Here is a 16,879-nt window from a genome sequence, read left to right as displayed (position 1 = left end):
TCGGAGCGTGCCTTCACAACCGCAGAGTTGTCGACCGCTTGAATCAGGGGGTCGCTCCGATCTTGGCGTAGAGGTCGATTAGTCGGTTCTGGTAAGCTTGAGGGGTGAAGCGCGCCGCTTGCAGTTTTCCTCGCATGACGAGTTCGTCGCGTAAGGCTTCGTCGAAATCTAAGGCCTGGATGCCTCTAGCAATCGCCTGGGTGTCGTAGGGATCGACAATGACCGCTGCATCGCCAGCTACTTCTGGCAGCGAGCCGGCTGTAGACGTTAGTACGGCCGTAGAGAGAGCCATTGATTCCAACACGGGCAATCCAAAGCCCTCGTACAGCGAGGGAAACAGTGTCGCCTTGGCTCCGCGGATTAGACTGATCAGTAGGGAGAACGGCATGTATTCATACTGCCGGATGCGATCCGCGTTAGGACCCCCATCGCGCTTGACCTGTGATAGTAGGGCTGTCTCGCCTTCGTCGAGCCATGCCCGTCCGCCAATGAGCACTAGAGGGGTTTGGGAGCCTGAAGCTAGATAGCCCTCGATGATGCGGCCAAGGTTCTTTTTCGGCTCGATAGCGCCAAAATGAAGGAAGTAGTTCTTCCATCCAAGGCGGAATATTCCCTCGAGTTCAAGCGTTACATCTTCTTGGGCGCGCGTGACCAATTGCGACGGGAGCGACACGGCTTGATACGTATTGGTGATACGGTCGGACGATACGCCAAGAATTCGTTCGACGTCCTGTCGAGTTGTCTCTGACACAACGGCGATATGATCGGCGTTTCGTACCGCCTGACGGCAGAGGTTAAGGTAGACGGCCTTGTTATCCATCGTCGTGTGCGGCAAGCGCAGCGGAATCAGATCATGGAAAGTCACTATGTTCGGTATGTTCTTGGCCCGAACAGGCAACGGGGTCGTCCAGTGCATGACATCGGGTGGAGGTGCCTCTGGCGTCTTTCTAAATGTCAATGGAACGCCGACACCATAAGCCGCCATCGATCTGTTGGCTTGAGCGAATAAGGACGAAGATGCCCAGAAGCGGTCGGCGTCAGGCTGTCCCCCTCCGTGGCTTGGCCAAATGACTTCGCCGGAAGGCGCTATTGGGTGCGCGATCCTACCAAACCGCGCGTCAAACGTTTTGATGAAACGACGCGCCTTCTCCTTGCGGTTAAGTTTCCTCGGCGGTCTTTCAACATCCACGAGCGCAGTTTCATTGAGCAGGCTGGTCGCGTTCTGGGCGGCATCGGGACCGTAGAGAACCTCGGTGTTGAAACCAATGGCTTGCAGGTTGGACAGCAAGTTGCGTCCGTAGGTCGCGATACCAGTTCCTCGCCTAAGGGCGAGATTGAAGCCATCGATGCAGATACGAGTCATGATTGCTCAGTAAGCGATTTGTTAAACGCGCGGGCTAGTTGCAGAACGATCAGGCGTTTGCGCCGCGCCGGACAATGATGCCGAACGAAGTGGTCGAGTAACCGGACAGGGCCATGTAGAGGTGTGGCTGTGGTCGGTAGGGTGGAACATCGATATATCGATCGATTGGTCCGTCCCCGAGATTGAAATCAAAGGGGGTTACCTTGTGACCTTTGGCCTTGAGACGTGCGGCCAGAGCCAAGAAATCTTTCTTGCGAAATAGAACTGTGCCCATGTTGTCAATAGTGTCATCATTTGATGCTGTATTGAATTCAGTTGTGTGAACAGCCCATCCACCTGGTTTAAGACATTCGATTGACCGCTCAATGAACGATAGGCCATGGTCGATGGACCCTAGGTGTTCGAGTGCGCACGCTGACCAGCAGAAATCGAAATCAACGAACTCCTCCGGTACGTTGTTCATGTCGCAGGGCCGGAATTCGACATTCCGTTCGAATATTTCCTCTGGGCAGATTTGGGGCTTGCTCAAGGCGTTCTTGCCCACAGCATGTTGATTGGTCGCTGTCCAGCCCATGCGCTCCGCAGCGGCGACATCCATGTCCGTCGCCAGAATTTCACATTCTTGCGACGCGAAATAGGCGCTCAATGGTTCGGAGCCAACGCCGAAACCTAGACCTCTCGCGCCTGGTTTAAGGACTTTCCGCTCATGAAGAGCTTGGCAGATGAAGACGAACTCCCAGAGTTTGCGATGATACCGGAGGGGTTCGCATAGACGTTGCGACCAATAGGCGAAATATGGCTGTTCGAAACTGTCTTGCCGACACAGCGTCGAACGAGGAAGGGCCGATTTGGCAGGACCACCTTCGATTAAGGGAGGTTGACCGCGCCACAGCGAATTTTCCGGAAGGGCTCGGCTATTGTACAAGACACGCATCTCGCGCCTGTGCTCTTCAAGCATAGAGTGTAAAGTGTTCAGCTGCGTCTGCATCCGATACACTTCTCGCTGCAGCGCCGGCAGCTTCTTAAAATAATCTCGAAGAGATTGAAGGGCGGGGACCAAAATTTTCTCGACAAATGAGCCGACACTTTGTCGACGGGGAATCTGCAATCTATCTATATCGATAGAGGTGAATTGGAAGTGTTCTTGGGGCGTTTTGAGCCCTCAGCGCCTATTCGGCCATCCGCCCGCACGGCTGAGCGCGCTGGGGTTGGGCTTGCCGATCTGGGCGCCGATCCAGCGAGCGGTTTCGATCAGCGTGTCCAGATCGTAGCCGGTCGAGTACCCGGCTCGCTCCAGCATGTAGACCAGATCCTCGGTGGCGATGTTGCCGGTCGCGCCGGGTGCGAAGGGGCAGCCGCCGATGCCGCCGACAGAGGCGTCCAGAACGTCCACGCCCGCCTCGACGCCCGCATAGGCGTTGGCCAGGCCGGTGTTGCGGGTGTCGTGGAAATGCAGGCGCAGGGTCGCGTCGGGCGCGGCCTTGCGGGCGGCTTCGACCTTTTTCGTCACGCTCCAAGGATCGCCGACGCCGATGGTGTCGGCCAGGGCGATCTCCTCGACGCCCAAGGCGGCTATGCGGGCGACCAGGTCGCTGACCTGCTGGACCGAGACCTCGCCGTCGAACGGACAGCCCCAGATGCAGGACAGGGTGGCGGACAGCTTCGGCGTTGCGCCCGGCGCGCCGTCAGCATTGGCGCGGCCGGCGACGATGTCGGACAGCATCTGCACCTGCTGGTCGACGCTGAGGCCCTGGTTCTTCAGGCCGAAGCCGTCGGTGGCGGACATGGCGACATTGACCTCGTCCACCGCCGTGCCCAGAGCGCGGTCGTAGCCCTTGCCGTTCAGGACGAGGCCGATGCGGCTGCGGCCCTCGAGGCGGGGCAGGGCGGCCATGACCTCTTCGGCTCCGGCCATCTGGGGCACGTATTTAGGGTGGACGAAGCTGACCGCCTCGATGCGTTTCGCCCCGGCCGCCTCCAGCCGCTGGACGAAGTCGGCGCGAACGGCGGGCTCAAGCACCGCCTTCTCGTTCTGAAGGCCATCGCGGGGGCCGACCTCGACGATCTGAATGAAACGGCTCATTGGCGGATGCTCCGCTCGCCCGCCCCAGCCGGGGCATAGACGGTCAGGCGCACGTCGTCGCCCGAGGAATAGTTGTGGCCGCTGACCACGCCCACGGCGCGCCCGGCGGCGCCCAGTTCGGCCAGGGCGCGGCGGAAGGCCTCGTCGTCGCGGGCCTCGACGATGGCCGGACGACCCTCGGCCAGGGCGCGGGCGGCGCCGGCGCCGTCGGTCAGCTGGGTGTCCTTGCCGGTCAGGAAGACGAAGCTGGGCTCATGGAAGGTGGTGATGGCCACCGGCCCCGGATAGCGGCCCTGGGCGGGGTTCAGCTCGGCCGAGTCCAGCGTCTGCACCAAGCGCGGCGCGATCGAGAGGGGACGCAACTGGCGGATGGTCCCGGCGAGCCCCGCGTGGGCCAGAACGCCGAAGACGACGGCGATCAGCACCCCGGTGATCGCCGCGCGGTTGACCAGCAGGAACCCGCCCACGGCGGCGGCCATGACGGCGAAGACGATGGTGACCGTAGCCCAGGTCTGGGCGGTCGAGCGGCCGAACTCGGTCAGGCCGTAGACGGTGATCAGACAGATGATCACGGCTGCGAACAGGCCCAGCAGGGCGCCCGTCACGCGCGAGACCTTGCCGATCGGCTGGGTCAGGGCGGCGGCGGCCAGCAGGGCGATCGCCCCGAAGGTCGGCAGGGTGTAGTGCCACAGCTTGGTCGGCGCCAGTTCGAACATCAGCCAGGCCGGGACCAGCCAGCAGACGGCGAAGCGCACAGCCGGTTCCGCCCGGCGATGCCAGCCCGCCGACAAGGCGGCGGGCAGCATCAGGGTGACGGGAAACAGCAGCAGCGGCGACAGCAGCAGATACATGCCGGGGAAGCCGCCGTGGCTTTCATGAGCGCCCGCGATCTTGGGCGCCAGATCGCCGCCGATGGCCTCGCGCCAGAAGCCGCCGTCGGTGGCGATGGTGATGGCGATGGCCCACGGCCCGACCAGCAGGGCGACCAGCGGCAGGCCCCAGCCCCAGCCCAGCTGCCCCAGCCACCGAATGTTCCGGTCCCACAGCGACAGGGCGATGATAGTCAGGGCCACGACCAGCAGGCCGATCGGTCCCTTGATCAGGATGGACAGGCCGATGCCCGTCCAGAACAGCAGCTTATGCAGCCGATCGGCCTTCTCGCCCGCTCGCGTGGACATATAGATGCGCGCCAGCGCCGCCATCGACAGGGTGGTCAGGCCCGCCAGCATGGCGTCGGTCTTGGCGATGCCCGCCTCGGTCGACAGCAGGAAGGTCGCGCCCAGCATCACGCCCGCCAGAAAGCCCGCCCTGTTGCCGAACAGGGCCGCGCCCGCCCAGGCCACGGCCCAGGCCGCGAGCATGGCGCCCAGCAACGACGGCAGGCGATAGGGCTGGATGTTGCGGTCCTCGACGTCCGATGTCGCGGCGACGGCCGCCGCCTGCATCCAGTAGATGCCGATGGGCTTCTTCCAGCGCGGATCATCCTGGAAGCGGATGTCGACATAGTCGCCGCCCTCCAGCATCTGGGCCGTCGCCTGAGCGAAACGGCTCTCGTCCCGATCGAGCGGCGGCAGCAGCAGCAGGCCGGGCAGGCCCGCAATCAGAGCCAGCAGGGCCGCAAGGACGGGGCCGCGCCAGCCGGCGATGTAGCGATCCAGGTTCGGGCGGTTCATGCCGCACTCGTATCACGCCCGGTGCGGCGCCCGGAAGCTTCACCTTGTGCGACGGCTGTGGACGCGCCGTTTCGCCGAGGCGCGGCCTGCGCTAAAGAGCGTCGATGATCGACCGCTCCGCTTCCTCGCCCGACATTTCCGTCGTCGTGCCCGTGCATGACGAATCCGGCGCCGCCGTGCCCCTAGCGCGCGAAATCGCCGAGGCTTTCGCCGGGCGGTCCTATGAGATGATCTTCGTCAACGACGCCAGCCGCGACTCGACGCTGGCCGAGCTTCAGGCGGCGATGGCCGAACTGCCCGCCCTGCGGGTGCTGTCGCATGGGACCAATGCGGGGCAGAGCCGGGCGGTGCGCACCGGAGTGCTTGCCGCGCGGGCGCCGATCGTGGTGACGCTGGACGGCGACGGCCAGAACCCGCCCGCCGATGCGCCGCGTCTGGTCGACGCCCTGCTGGCCGCCCCGCCCAGCGTCGCCCTGGTCGGCGGGGTGCGGGCCAAGCGTCAGGACAGCAACGCCAAGCGCCAGGCGTCGCTATGGGCCAACCGCATCCGCAGGAAACTGCTGGGCGATGACGCCGACGACACGGGCTGCGGGCTGAAGGCGTTCCGCCGCGACGTCTTCCTGCGCCTGCCCTACTTCGATCACATCCACCGCTACTTGCCCGCTCTGATGATCCGCGAGGGGTATGAGAACCGCTACCTCGACGTCGATCACCGCCACCGCGAGACGGGCCGGTCAAAATACACCAACTGGGGTCGGTTGCGCGCGTCCTTCTCGGACCTGCTGGGCGTGATGTGGCTGAAGTCCCGCTCGCGGCGTCCGGGGGCGATCAGCGAGTTCTGAGGCCCCTAGCTGAACGCCAGAAAAATCACCGCCACCACGGTGGCGTCGAACAGGCGGGCGGCGAGGCTGAGAACGGCGGGCATGGCGCGATCCGAAGACGGTTGAGCCTGCGTCCTCGCAATTCAGGCGCCAGTCGCCGTCAGATCTCGGTCTTGCGCGCGCGTCCCGGCGAGGGGCGCCGGTCGTGCCGTCCCGAATACTCCCGGCCCAGATAGGTGGTTCGCGCCGCATCCAGCACCGGGACGCCGCCCTTCAGCCCGCGCTTCTGCCCCGACTGGCCCAGCACTTGGGCGGCGAAGGCGGCGGGCGGGGGAGGCGGCGTGACGGCAGGCTTTGCCGGGGAGGCGGCAGGATCAGCCGCCTCTTCCGGTCCCTCGGCCTCGGTCGGTACCAGCGCGCGCGCGCGACGCCGCTCACGGCGACGGCGGTCGTTCTCGCGCCGATCCTCGACGACAGGATCGTTCATCGGACCCGCTGCGCCCACCGGACGGATCTCGTCCGTCATGCCGGTTTCAGCCCTTGGACTGGGCGAGGCGGTCGATCTGGACCCGCATCTCGTCCATCTGGCGGCGCATCTCGTCCAAGGCGGCGTCTTCCTTGGCCGGTTCCGCCTTGGCCGCGGCGGGCGGGGCCTCGGCCGCTTCGCCCTCCGGACGAGCGTGGGCGAAGCCGGGGAACATCCGCATGGCGCGTTCGAACATGGCCATGTTCTGGCGCACGGCCTCTTCCATCAGATTGCCGCCGGGCGCAGCGGCGAAGGCGCGGGTGAACTGGCCGCGCAACTGCTCCTGCTGGCGGGTGAAGGTATCCAGCGACATCTCCAGATACGACGGCAGCACGCCTTGCATGGAGTTGCCGTAGAAGCCGATCAGCTGACGCAGGAACTGCACCGGCAGCAGGGCCTCGCCCCGGCTCTCCTCCTCGAAGATGATCTGGGTCAGGATCTGGCGCGTCAGATCATCGTTGGTCTTGGCGTCATAGACGGTGAATTCCACGCCTTCGCGCACCATCCGCGCCAGATCGTCCAGCGTCACATAGGCGCTGGTGGCGGTGTTATAGAGCCGCCGGTTCGCATATTTCTTGATGACGACCATGCCGTCACGGGTTTTTCCGCCCTCGGATTTCTTGTCGGCCACGCTTGTTCTCGCGATGTTGCAACGCCCAAGCATCCCGCATTGCGGCGGCGAAGGCGAGTCCCGTCTTTCGTTGCGGCCTCAGCCGTTGACCAGCACCACGCCGATCAGCACGGCGGCCCAGTGGACGCCCGCGCCCGTCACCACAAAGCCATGCCAGATGGCCCGGCGGAACTTCACCTTCTGGCTGATGAAGACGAAGACCCCGGCGGTGTAGATCAGCCCGCCCGCGACCAGCAGGCCCAGCGCCAGCGGATGCACCGTCTCGATCATCGGCTTGAGCGCAAACACGGCCACCCAGCCGAACAGGACGTAGATCACGCTCCAGAAGGCGTCGGACAGGCGCGGCGCCAGCATCTTCACGCCCGCGCCGACAAAGGCCATCGTCCACACGGCGATGGTAAAGCCCACGGACCAGGCGCCCTCGAACCGCACGGTCGTGAACGGGGTGTAGCTGCCCGCAATCATCAGGAAGATCGCCGCCTCGTCCAGCCGCCGCAGCACCGGCCGCGCCGCACACGGGTGGGTCAGGTTGTAGATGGTCGAGGCCGTCAGCATGCCTACCAGGCAAAGGGCGTAGATGGCCGTCGAAACCGCCGCGCCGACGCCCGCATAGACGCTGGCCAGCACCGCCAGCACCACGCCTCCCGCCGCCGCCAGCGCCAGACCCACGGCGTGGACCCACAGATCGGCCAGTCGCTCGGCCCGCGTCTGATAATGCTCGATCATGTCGAGCTCGTCCGGGGTGCAGATGCGGCGGGTCAGACTTTTCAGCATGGGCGGGCTTTCGACACGGCGACGTCTCCTTCCCCTTGTGAAAGCGCGGCTGCGGGCATCGTTCCTTCACCATGCTGCGGCGCGGCGATGACGTTTTGCTGATTGCTGCAACGCAACAGGTGACGGCCGCATTCGAATGCGGCACAACCTCGCGCGAAAGATTTCTCCAGGGAGTGAATAAAAATGACCGACGTCGTCATCGTCTCCGCCGCCCGCACGCCGGTCGGCTCCTTCCTCGGCGCCCTGTCGACCCTTCCGGCCTCCAAGCTGGGCGAGGTCGCCATCAAGGCGGCGCTGGAGCGCGCGGGCGTGGCCGCCGCTGATGTGGACGAGGTGATCCTGGGCCAGGTGCTGCAGGCGGGCGCAGGCCAGGGCCCGGCGCGTCAGGCCGCCATCGGCGCCGGCCTGGCCAATGAGACTCCGGCCTGGAGCCTGAACCAGCTGTGCGGGTCGGGCCTGCGCGCCGTCGCCCTGGCCTATCAGCAGATCGTGCAGGGCGACGCGAAAATCGTCGTCGCCGGCGGTCAGGAAAGCATGAGCCAGTCGCCTCACGCCCAGCAGATTCGCACCGGCCAGAAGATGGGCGATCTGACGCTCAAGGACACCATGATCCTGGACGGCCTGACCGACGCCTTCCACGGCTATCACATGGGCCAGACGGCCGAGAATATCGCCGCCAAATGGTCGATCGACCGCGAGGCCCAGGACGCCTTCGCCGTCGCCTCCCAGAACAAGGCCGAGGCCGCCCAGAAGGCTGGAAAGTTCGCTGACGAGATCGCGCCCGTGACGATCTCCACGCGCAAGGGCGACGTGGTAGTCGATGAGGACGAATACATCCGCCCCGGCGCCACTCTCGAAGCCATGCAGAAGCTGAAGCCCGCCTTCGTCAAGGACGGCACGGTGACGGCGGCCAACGCCTCGGGCATCAACGACGGCGCCGCCGCCCTGGTGCTGATGAGCGCCGATGAAGCCAAGGCGCGCGGGCTTGAGCCGCTGGCCCGCATCGCGTCGTGGGCCACGGCGGGCGTCGATCCGGCCATCATGGGCACCGGCCCGATCCCGGCGTCGAAGAAGGCGCTGGAGAAGGCGGGCTGGACCGTCGCCGACCTGGACCTGATCGAGTCCAACGAAGCCTTCGCCGCCCAGTCGCTGTGCGTGGTCAAGGAGCTGGGCCTCGACCCGGCCAAGGTCAACGTCAACGGCGGCGCCATCGCCATCGGCCACCCCATCGGCGCGTCCGGCGCGCGCGTCCTGACCACCCTGCTGCACGAGATGAAGCGCTCGGGCGCCCAGAAGGGTCTGGCGACCCTGTGCATCGGCGGCGGCATGGGCGTGGCGATGTGCGTCGAGCGCTAAGCTCGGCAGGCTGAAACGGCAAAGGCCGGTGAGCGATCGCCGGCCTTTTTGCTTTCCTCCCCATTGCGTGGGGAGGAAAGACAACGGGCCTCAGAACCCCCGCCGCCAGCTGCCCAGCAGGGCGTAGCCGGTCGGGGCGTCGGCGCGATGCTGCTCCTCGCGGCTGGCCACGGCCTCCAGTTGCAGCGACGACCCGCCGGGCAGAGCGTGCAGGCTGCGGACGCTGAAGTCGATCTGCCGCCCCGACGGCGCGGCCGAGAAGCGCCGCTCCGAGAAGGTCACCGGGTCGAAATATTCCAGCGGCGCATCGGCCAGGAAGGCGCTGAATGTGCCGTCCTCGATCCGCAGGGGCTGGGAAATCTCCCAGCTCAGGCTGCTGCAGCCCAGCGCCTTGGCGATTGACCAGGACGGGCAGGCCGATTGCAGGGCGATGCGCCAGGTCGAGCTGAGCGCCGGGGCGGACAGATGCAGGAACCGCCCCTCCAGTTCGGTGCGGCCGAAGCCCGCCTCGCCCGACAGCGTCAGGCCGCGTCCCAGCGCCACATCCGCCCCGACCGCCGCGAAGCGGGTGCGCGACGGCAGGGCGAAGTCCGAGCGGGTCGGCAGATAGGCGCCCAGCGGCCCCATCCGCTCGTCCAGCGACCCGAGGCTGAACGAAAGGCCGCCACGATCCTGTTCCTCGTCTGCAAAACGCCAGTCCAGCCCGGCGCGGGCGTAAGTCGAGGCGTCGCGCTCCACCGGGCGCAGCGGGGCGCGGCGGTCGCCCGATCCGCTCTCGGCGCTGAAGGTCAGGGCGCCGAGCTTCATGGCTCCGCGCAGAGCGTGATCCGCCTGGGTCAGGGCGACAAAGCCGTCGCCGGACCCGCTGCGGAAAGGCGAACTGGCTCCGCCCTGACCCTGCCAGGCGGTCAGGGACAGCCGCCCCGCCTGCACGTCGAACAGGGCCTCGCTGCGCGTCTCGTCGCCCAGCCACGGCGCGTCGAACGGGGTGTAGCGCGCGACCACCGGCTCGGGCACGGCCACCGGCGTGGCGGCGGCCAGCGACAGCCGCGTCCCGCCCGGCGCGTCCAGCGTCACCTGCGACTGCTGCATCGGCGTCGGATTTCTGGGCTGATAGCTGTGGCGCGGCGCCGGACCGTAGGCGGCGCCCAGATCCACGCGGAACAGCCGTTCATACTCGTCATAGGCGATGGTGCTCAGCGCCCCGGTGCGGCCCAGGGCGTCGCCGAACGGTCCGCCCACATGTGCGCCCGGCTCCAGCGCGATATTGACCGCCGCGCCGTTCGCCATCGGCGCCGAGGTCGCGCCCACCGGCTGGAAGGCGCGGGCGATGTCCAGCAGGCCGCGGCCGTAGACGATGTCGGTTCCCGGATCTCCCGCCTCGCGCCCGGTGCGCAGCAGGATGTCGACGGCTTCGCGTCCGGTCAGGTTGGGAAAGGCCTCCAGCAGCAGGGCCAGCGCCCCCGCCACGGCGGGCGAGGCGAAGGAGGTGCCGCCGACGCCCCAGCATCTGTCGCCCTCGCAATCCACCACCACGCTCACGCCCGGCGCCGACAGGAAGACGTTCTGCGACACCCCGGCGCGGTTGGAGAATTTGGCGATCTGCTGGGCCTGATCATGCGCCCCGGTGACGATGATGGCGCCGGCGAAGCGTGAATCGCTGGCGTAGCGGCCGGGCCATTCTGGATTGGCACCCTCCTCATTACCGGCGGCGATGGCGAAGACCACGCCCGCGTTGATCGCGCGCAGCAGGGCCGCCTCGAATTGGGCGCCCAGCGGGCCTTCGCCGCCGAGCGACAGATTGATCACGCGCGCTCCGTTCTGCACCGCGTAATCCAGCGCGCGCGCCAGGTCGCCGCTTTTGAAGCAGATCTTGTCTTCGGGTTTGGTGCAGTCGCTGACGTCGGCGCGGATCGACAGGATGGTCGAGTTGAAGGCCACGCCCACGGTGCCGTAGTCGTTGAAGGGCGCCGCGATGACGCTGGCCACTCGCGTGCCGTGGCCGTCCTGATCCTCGCGCTCATTGCGTCCGGCGACGATGTCCGTGGACAGGGGCGAGACGTTCACGCCCAGGTCCTGATGGTTCATGCGGATGCCGGAATCGACCACCCCGACCGTGATGCCGCGCCCGGTCGCGCCTGTGCGCCAGGCGGCGAAGGCGTTGGTGTCGCCGACGCCCCAGTTGCGCTGATATTCCCGCGACGCCTCTGACGGGATCGGCGGAGGAGGTGGCGGAGGAGGTGGCGGCGGTGGCGGCGGTGGCGGCGGCGGAGGGGGCGGCGTTGGCGTGACAATGCCGCCTCCGGTCCCCCCTCCGCCTCCGCCACAGGCCGCCAGCGGCGTCGCCAGCAGGCCCAGGACGCTGACCGAAATCGCGATACGGCGCAGTCGATGAACAGCCATGGTTCCCTCTCCCGAAACCCATCCAGCCATTAGGCCTGTTTCAGAGAGATTGACGAGCCTGTTTCGTCTGCGCCTTTTCGCGGTCCTGGCTCAGGATCAGTCGCGCAGCAGTTCGTTGACCCCGGTCTTGGCGCGGGTCTGGGCGTCGACGCGCTTGACGATGACGGCGCAGTACAGGCTGGGGCCGCCGCTCGGATCGGGCAGGGCGCCCGGCACCACGACAGAATAGGCCGGGACCTCGCCGCGGAAAATCTCGCCGGTCGCCCGGTCGACGATCTTGGTCGAAGCCGACAGATAGACGCCCATGGCCAGGACCGCGCCCTCGCGCACGATCACGCCCTCGGCCACCTCGGCGCGGGCGCCGATGAAGCAGCCGTCCTCGATGATGGTCGGATTGGCCTGCAGCGGCTCCAGCACGCCGCCGATGCCGGCGCCGCCCGACAGGTGGACGTTCTTGCCGATCTGGGCGCACGAGCCGACCGTGGCCCAGGCGTCGATCATCGAGCCCTCATCGACATAGGCGCCGATGTTCACGAAGGACGGCATCAGTACGACATTCTTGCCGACATAGGCGCCGCGGCGGACGATCGCGCCCGGCACCGAGCGGAAGCCCGCGGCCTGATAGTCAGCGGCGCCCCAGTCGCCGAACTTGTTTGGCACCTTGTCCCAGAAGGGGCCGATGGCGACCGGATGATCCGCCGACAGCGGGAGGGTCGGCGCGTGGCCCGCGCGCATGATGACGTTGTCGTTCAGGCGGAAGGACAGCAGCACCGCCTTCTTCAGCCATTGGTGCGTGCTCCAGACTCCGTCCTCGCCGCGCGAAGCGACGCGCGCCTGGCCTGAGTCCAGTAGGGCCAGGGCGGTCTCCACGGCGTCGCGCACCTCGCCGCGCGTAGCGGACGACACTTCGGCGCGATCTTCCCAGGCGGCCTCGATCACGGATTCCAGATGGGTCAGGTCGGTCATTGCGCGTCTCCGTCAAGCACGGCGGTGGTCAGGAAGGGGCCCAGGGAGGCGGCCCGGTGGTGAATATGCTCGCCCTCGGCGATGAAGGCCTTGGGCCCGACCAGCACGGTAGTCATGCCCAGGTCGTGCGCCGGCTCAAGGTTCTTGGGCGTGTCTTCAAAGAAGCAGGCGGTCGTAGGATCGACGCCGAAACGTTTCAGCATCCGATCGAAAGTGCGCGGGTCTGGCTTGGGGATTAGATCGGCGTCTTCGAGCGCGAACACCCCGTCGAAAAAGTGCGTCAGCTCCAGCTTCTCCATCACCCGTTCGGCGTGACCCGTCGAGCCGTTGGTGAAGACCAGACGCGGGCCCTGCAACCGCTCCAGCGCCGCGTGCAGGCCCGGATCGGGCGCAAGCGCGTCCAACGGCACGTCGTGGACCTCGGCCAGGAAGTGATGAGGGTCGATCTCATAGTGCATCATCAGACCGGCCAGAGAGGTGCCGTAGTCGTGCAAATAGCCGCGCTGCACCGACAGGGCCTCGGCCGATTCCAGACCCGACGTCCGCACGACATACTGGTTGATGCGCTGCTCCACCTGACGCAGGAACTGCGTCTCGGGCGGGTACAGGGTGTTGTCGAGATCGAACACCCACGCCCGCACATGACGCAGGTCCGCGCCGATCTCTGTCGGAGCCGCGTCAGGCGCCGCCTGCGACGCCGGGCCCGTCACTTCCTTTTGACCAGTGTGCCGGCGCCGTGCTCGGTGAACAGTTCGACCAGCATGGCGTGCGGACGGCGCCCGTCCAGGATGACCACGGCCTCGACGCCCGCGCGCACGGCGGCCATCGCCGTCTCCAGCTTGGGGATCATGCCGCCGGTGGCGACGCCCGCGTCGATCAGGCCTTGCGCCTCGTCCAGCGTCATCTGGCGGATGATCTCGCCGTCGGCGCCCTTGACCCCCGGCACGTCGGTCAGCAGCAGCATCCGCTTGGCGTGCAGGGCGCCTGCGACGGCCCCGGCGACGGTATCGGCGTTGACGTTATAGGTCTGGCCGTCCTCGGCCACGCCGATGGGGGCGATGACCGGCACCCAGTCCTCGGTCTCCGAGGCGATCAGTCCCTTGATCAGCTTGGGGTCCACCTTGGTCGGCTCGCCGACGAAGCCCAGATCGACTTCGTGCTCGATCATGCTGTCGGGGTCGCGCTTGGTGCGGCGCGTCTTCTCGACCGTCAGCAGGCCCGCGTCCTTGCCCGACAGGCCGACGCCGCGCACATCGGCTTCCTTGCCGGCGACGGTGATCCAGTGGGCGATCTCTTTATTCACGGCGCCGGACAGTACCATTTCGGCCACCGCCATCGTGTCCTTGTCCGTCACGCGCAGGCCATCGACGAAGGCCGACTTGACCCCGGCCTTATCCAGCATGGCGCTGATCTGCGGCCCGCCGCCGTGCACGACCACGGGGTTCACCCCCATCAGTTTCAGCAGCACCACATCGGCGGCGAACTGCTTGGCCACGGCGCTCTCGCCCATGGCGTGGCCGCCGTATTTGATGACCACGGTCTCGCGGTCATACACCTGGATATAGGGCAGGGCCTCAGCGAGCGTCTTCGCCGTCTCCCAGCCGCGTTCCTCGGATTGCCGATCAGTCTCTATCATGGTGCGCGCTCGATAGCGGGCAAGGGCGCGGGAGTCACGTCAGAAGGCGCTTTGGGATTTGCAATATTGTTGATCCTGAGATGGTACTGCTGTTCCCCCCTCGATTCAGACTAACATTCGGATCTATGCGATTTTATCCTGTCATTATGTGTGGTGGCGCAGGGACGAGGCTTTGGCCAGCCTCCCGACCCTCGAGACCCAAACAGTTCATTCCTCTTTCCGGCAATCGCTCGCTGTTCCAGGAAGCTGCTCTACGTATTCAGCCGCTAGTCTCTGATGGGGGCCGTATTATTGTTATTGGGGGAAGAGCGCATCGGGCTGCCATTTTAGATCAATTGGATGAAGTCGGCGTCCTCGCTCAAGTCTTGCTAGAGCCGGAAGCGCGAGACTCTGCAGCAGCGATGGCAGCTGCAGCCGCCTGGACGCATGAGCATGACCCGGACGGTGTGAACGTTTTTGTCGCCTCAGATCATCATATACTTGATCGTCACGCGTTCTGCTTAGCTGTACGAGAAGCGGGCCGCGCCGCACTGGATGGACATATAGTCACGTTGGGGGTTAAGCCGACAACTCCGTCCGTGGCTTATGGATATATTCAGCCTTCTGATGATTCGTTGTCTCCTGTTTGCAATTTTATTGAAAAGCCGAATTATAGTGTAGCAAAAACGTGTATTGAGGATGGCTATCTTTGGAATAGCGGCAATTTTATTGTCTCCTCTCACGTTCTTTTGGCCGAGCTTGGGCATTATGCCCCAGGTGTCCTTCAGGCGGTGAAGGGAGCGGTGAGCGGCTTGCGAGGCGACGTCATTGAGTTGGGCCCGGCTTTCTGTTCAGCGCCCAAGGTATCCATTGACTACGCCTTGATGGAACACACTCAGCGCGCCTGGGTGCTGCCGGTTGATTTCCAGTGGTCCGACCTTGGGGCTTGGGACGCGGTTGCGGCGACCGGCGAGGGGGAGTTTGGGGGGCATATTTTTGAGGATGCCGAAGGTTGCTTGGTCCGCGCGCCAGAAGGAGTTGTCATCGCGGCGCTAGGAGTGAAGAACTTGGCGATCGTGGCGGAAAACGACGCCATTTTGGTTTGCGATCTTTCTCGTGCCCAAGATGTCAAGAAGGTGGTGAAGCGATTACATAAATCGTCGCCGCAACATATAGATTTCGTCAGGCCTCAGGCCGAGCAACTCAAAGCAGGCGCCAGCCGCCTTGGAGATTGGTTGCGCCTGCGCGCATTGCCGCTGTGGGCTTCGGTGGGGCAGGCCGAAGACGGAGGTTTCGCGGAGCTTCTCAATCTCGACGGGAGAGAAGTGGCCGCTGAGCGGCGCGCGCGCGCTCAAGCGCGTCAAATTTATGTTTTCGCTCAGGCTGGCTTGTTGGGATGGCAAGGGCCTTGGCGCAGGGCTGTCCTCGACGGGTTCGACTATTTAGAGCGCAGGTTTCTGCGGCCTGATGGGCTGATGCGGATGCTGCTATCTCACGACGGCGAACCGCTTCAAGAAGAGTTTCGCGTCTATGATCAGGCCTTTTTCCTACTGGCGTTGGCGACGGCCAAAAAGGCAGGGATTGATCTTGGAGGGCGAGCGGAGGCTATCGCTCACGGCGTGCGGAGGCGCCTGCTTGAACGAACAGATGGCTACGGCGCCGTCATTGAAACAGGGTCGCGGCCTTATCAATCAAATGCTCATATGCATCTGCTCGAAGCGGCCTTGGCTTGGGTTGAGGTCAGCAGAGATCATGCCTGGGTTATGCTGGCTGAGCAGACGGCTAGTTTGGCGACGAACTTCTTCATGGACGCCGAGACCGGTCGCTTGAAAGAGTTTTTTGACTCCAATTGGTCTCCTCTCCTTGGGGAGGGCGGGCGAGTGGTTGAGCCCGGCCATCAGTTCGAGTGGGCTTGGCTGTTGGCGCGTTTGCACAGCGGTGGTGGTGATCCAGGGTGGTTGGAGGCAGCGAAGACGCTGTACCATCGCGGAGAAGAGGGTGTTGATCCACGCGGTCAAGTTGCGGTGGATGCGCTGGATGAAGTCGGGAACGTTCGTATACGTCGCGCGCGGCTTTGGCCTCAGGCTGAATGGCTCAAAGCTGCGCTGCTGCTTGCTGACATGTCGCCATCTAATGAGAAAGGGCGCTTCATGTCGGGAGCCGAAAAAGCACAACGCGCTCTGTGGCTTTACTTGACGGATGAGGGTCTATGGCGGGACAAGAGGTTAGAGAATGGCTCATTCATCAATGAACCCGCCCCTGCCAGTTCGCTTTACCATATCATTTCTGGCTTTTCTCAGGTCGTCGCCTCGGACGTTCTCGAGAGAGGGGCAGGGCGTGCTCCCTTGAGCTAAACGCGGCGCGTGGCTTTCTGTAGCATCCTGAACACGCCGAATCTCCAGAAGCCGATTTTCGCTGTTTCACGCTCGACCCGATAAGGTGACGCTGATAAGGAGCGCCTAGGCGTCACAATATGTCGCCAAGTTCTGCTAACAAACCTCGGAGGGCCGCATCACATGCGTGTCAAGAGTTTGATCCTGGCGTCGAGCGCGGCGGCTGCCCTGGCCCTGTCGGCCGGCGCAGCATCGGCTGAGCCCGATGGCTGGTACGGCGCGATCGACGCCGGCTACCACATCATCGACGACATCAATACGGAAGCTTCGGCGAC

Annotated in this window: 14 protein-coding genes; 3 read left to right on the top strand and 11 right to left on the bottom strand. The window is 65.0% G+C overall.

The annotated features are described in order from the left end of the window. Positions 1-43: 43 nt before the first annotated feature. The 4 genes from H556_RS0115145 to H556_RS0115135 all read right to left on the bottom strand — a co-directional run bounded on the left by H556_RS0115145 (position 44) and on the right by H556_RS0115135 (position 5,119). On the bottom strand, positions 44-1,363 hold the full coding sequence (locus tag H556_RS0115145) for a glycosyltransferase family 4 protein (RefSeq protein ID WP_024355246.1): 1,320 nt from the start codon (positions 1,361-1,363) through the stop codon (positions 44-46). Positions 1,364-1,412: 49 nt separating this feature from the next. Continuing rightward, entirely contained in the window at positions 1,413-2,351 is a 939-nt protein-coding gene (locus tag H556_RS16185) for a class I SAM-dependent methyltransferase (RefSeq protein ID WP_081650974.1), read from the bottom strand. Positions 2,352-2,525: 174 nt separating this feature from the next. Then, a complete protein-coding gene (locus H556_RS0115140; protein WP_024355245.1) occupies positions 2,526-3,446 on the bottom strand; it encodes a hydroxymethylglutaryl-CoA lyase in 921 nt (306 codons plus the stop codon). Then, complete coding sequence (locus H556_RS0115135) at positions 3,443-5,119, bottom strand: phospholipid carrier-dependent glycosyltransferase (protein WP_024355244.1); 1,677 nt, start codon at positions 5,117-5,119, stop codon at positions 3,443-3,445. The genes H556_RS0115140 and H556_RS0115135 overlap by 4 nt, the downstream gene beginning before the upstream one ends. A 104-nt stretch (positions 5,120-5,223) precedes the next feature. Here H556_RS0115135 and H556_RS0115130 point away from each other — a divergent pair, with 104 nt between their 5' ends. After that, positions 5,224-5,961, top strand: a complete 738-nt coding sequence (locus H556_RS0115130; protein WP_024355243.1) for a glycosyltransferase family 2 protein — start codon at positions 5,224-5,226, stop codon at positions 5,959-5,961. Positions 5,962-6,100: 139 nt separating this feature from the next. Here the strand turns inward: H556_RS0115130 and H556_RS0115125 are convergent, their stop codons facing one another. The 3 genes from H556_RS0115125 to trhA all read right to left on the bottom strand — a co-directional run bounded on the left by H556_RS0115125 (position 6,101) and on the right by trhA (position 7,871). Then, on the bottom strand, positions 6,101-6,466 hold the full coding sequence (locus H556_RS0115125; RefSeq protein WP_024355242.1) for a hypothetical protein: 366 nt from the start codon (positions 6,464-6,466) through the stop codon (positions 6,101-6,103). Between the two features lie 7 nt (positions 6,467-6,473). Beyond that, a complete protein-coding gene (gene phaR / locus H556_RS0115120) occupies positions 6,474-7,055 on the bottom strand; it encodes a polyhydroxyalkanoate synthesis repressor PhaR (RefSeq protein WP_081650979.1) in 582 nt (193 codons plus the stop codon). Positions 7,056-7,175: 120 nt separating this feature from the next. After that, complete coding sequence (gene trhA / locus H556_RS0115115) at positions 7,176-7,871, bottom strand: PAQR family membrane homeostasis protein TrhA (protein WP_024355240.1); 696 nt, start codon at positions 7,869-7,871, stop codon at positions 7,176-7,178. 183 nt (positions 7,872-8,054) lie between these two features. On the opposite strand from trhA, the gene H556_RS0115110 reads away from it, so the two are divergent. Next, positions 8,055-9,227 carry an acetyl-CoA C-acetyltransferase gene (locus H556_RS0115110; RefSeq protein ID WP_024355239.1) on the top strand — a complete coding sequence of 391 codons (1,173 nt, stop codon included), beginning with the start codon at positions 8,055-8,057 and terminating at the stop codon, positions 9,225-9,227. A 90-nt stretch (positions 9,228-9,317) separates the two neighbouring features. Here the strand turns inward: H556_RS0115110 and H556_RS0115105 are convergent, their stop codons facing one another. From H556_RS0115105 to argB, 4 genes are all read right to left on the bottom strand, one after another. Next, positions 9,318-11,630 carry a S8 family peptidase gene (locus H556_RS0115105; RefSeq protein ID WP_024355238.1) on the bottom strand — a complete coding sequence of 771 codons (2,313 nt, stop codon included), beginning with the start codon at positions 11,628-11,630 and terminating at the stop codon, positions 9,318-9,320. A 96-nt stretch (positions 11,631-11,726) separates the two neighbouring features. After that, on the bottom strand, positions 11,727-12,596 hold the full coding sequence (dapD, locus tag H556_RS0115100; RefSeq protein ID WP_024355237.1) for a 2,3,4,5-tetrahydropyridine-2,6-dicarboxylate N-succinyltransferase: 870 nt from the start codon (positions 12,594-12,596) through the stop codon (positions 11,727-11,729). Then, on the bottom strand, positions 12,593-13,306 hold the full coding sequence (locus tag H556_RS0115095; RefSeq protein ID WP_081650973.1) for a pyrimidine 5'-nucleotidase: 714 nt from the start codon (positions 13,304-13,306) through the stop codon (positions 12,593-12,595). Before H556_RS0115095 ends, dapD begins: the two co-directional genes overlap by 4 nt. Then, entirely contained in the window at positions 13,303-14,232 is a 930-nt protein-coding gene (gene argB, locus H556_RS0115090; RefSeq protein ID WP_024355235.1) for an acetylglutamate kinase, read from the bottom strand. The genes H556_RS0115095 and argB overlap by 4 nt, the downstream gene beginning before the upstream one ends. Positions 14,233-14,312: 80 nt before the next feature. Here argB and H556_RS0115085 point away from each other — a divergent pair, with 80 nt between their 5' ends. Continuing rightward, entirely contained in the window at positions 14,313-16,565 is a 2,253-nt protein-coding gene (locus H556_RS0115085) for an AGE family epimerase/isomerase (protein WP_245559518.1), read from the top strand. The last annotated feature ends 314 nt before the right edge of the window (positions 16,566-16,879 follow it).

This window comes from Brevundimonas naejangsanensis DSM 23858, from assembly GCF_000421705.1.
Lineage (GTDB): Bacteria > Pseudomonadota > Alphaproteobacteria > Caulobacterales > Caulobacteraceae > Brevundimonas > Brevundimonas naejangsanensis.
The sequence above is the reverse complement of the archived record's forward strand: the minus strand, read 5'-3'. Positions and strand labels throughout refer to the sequence as shown.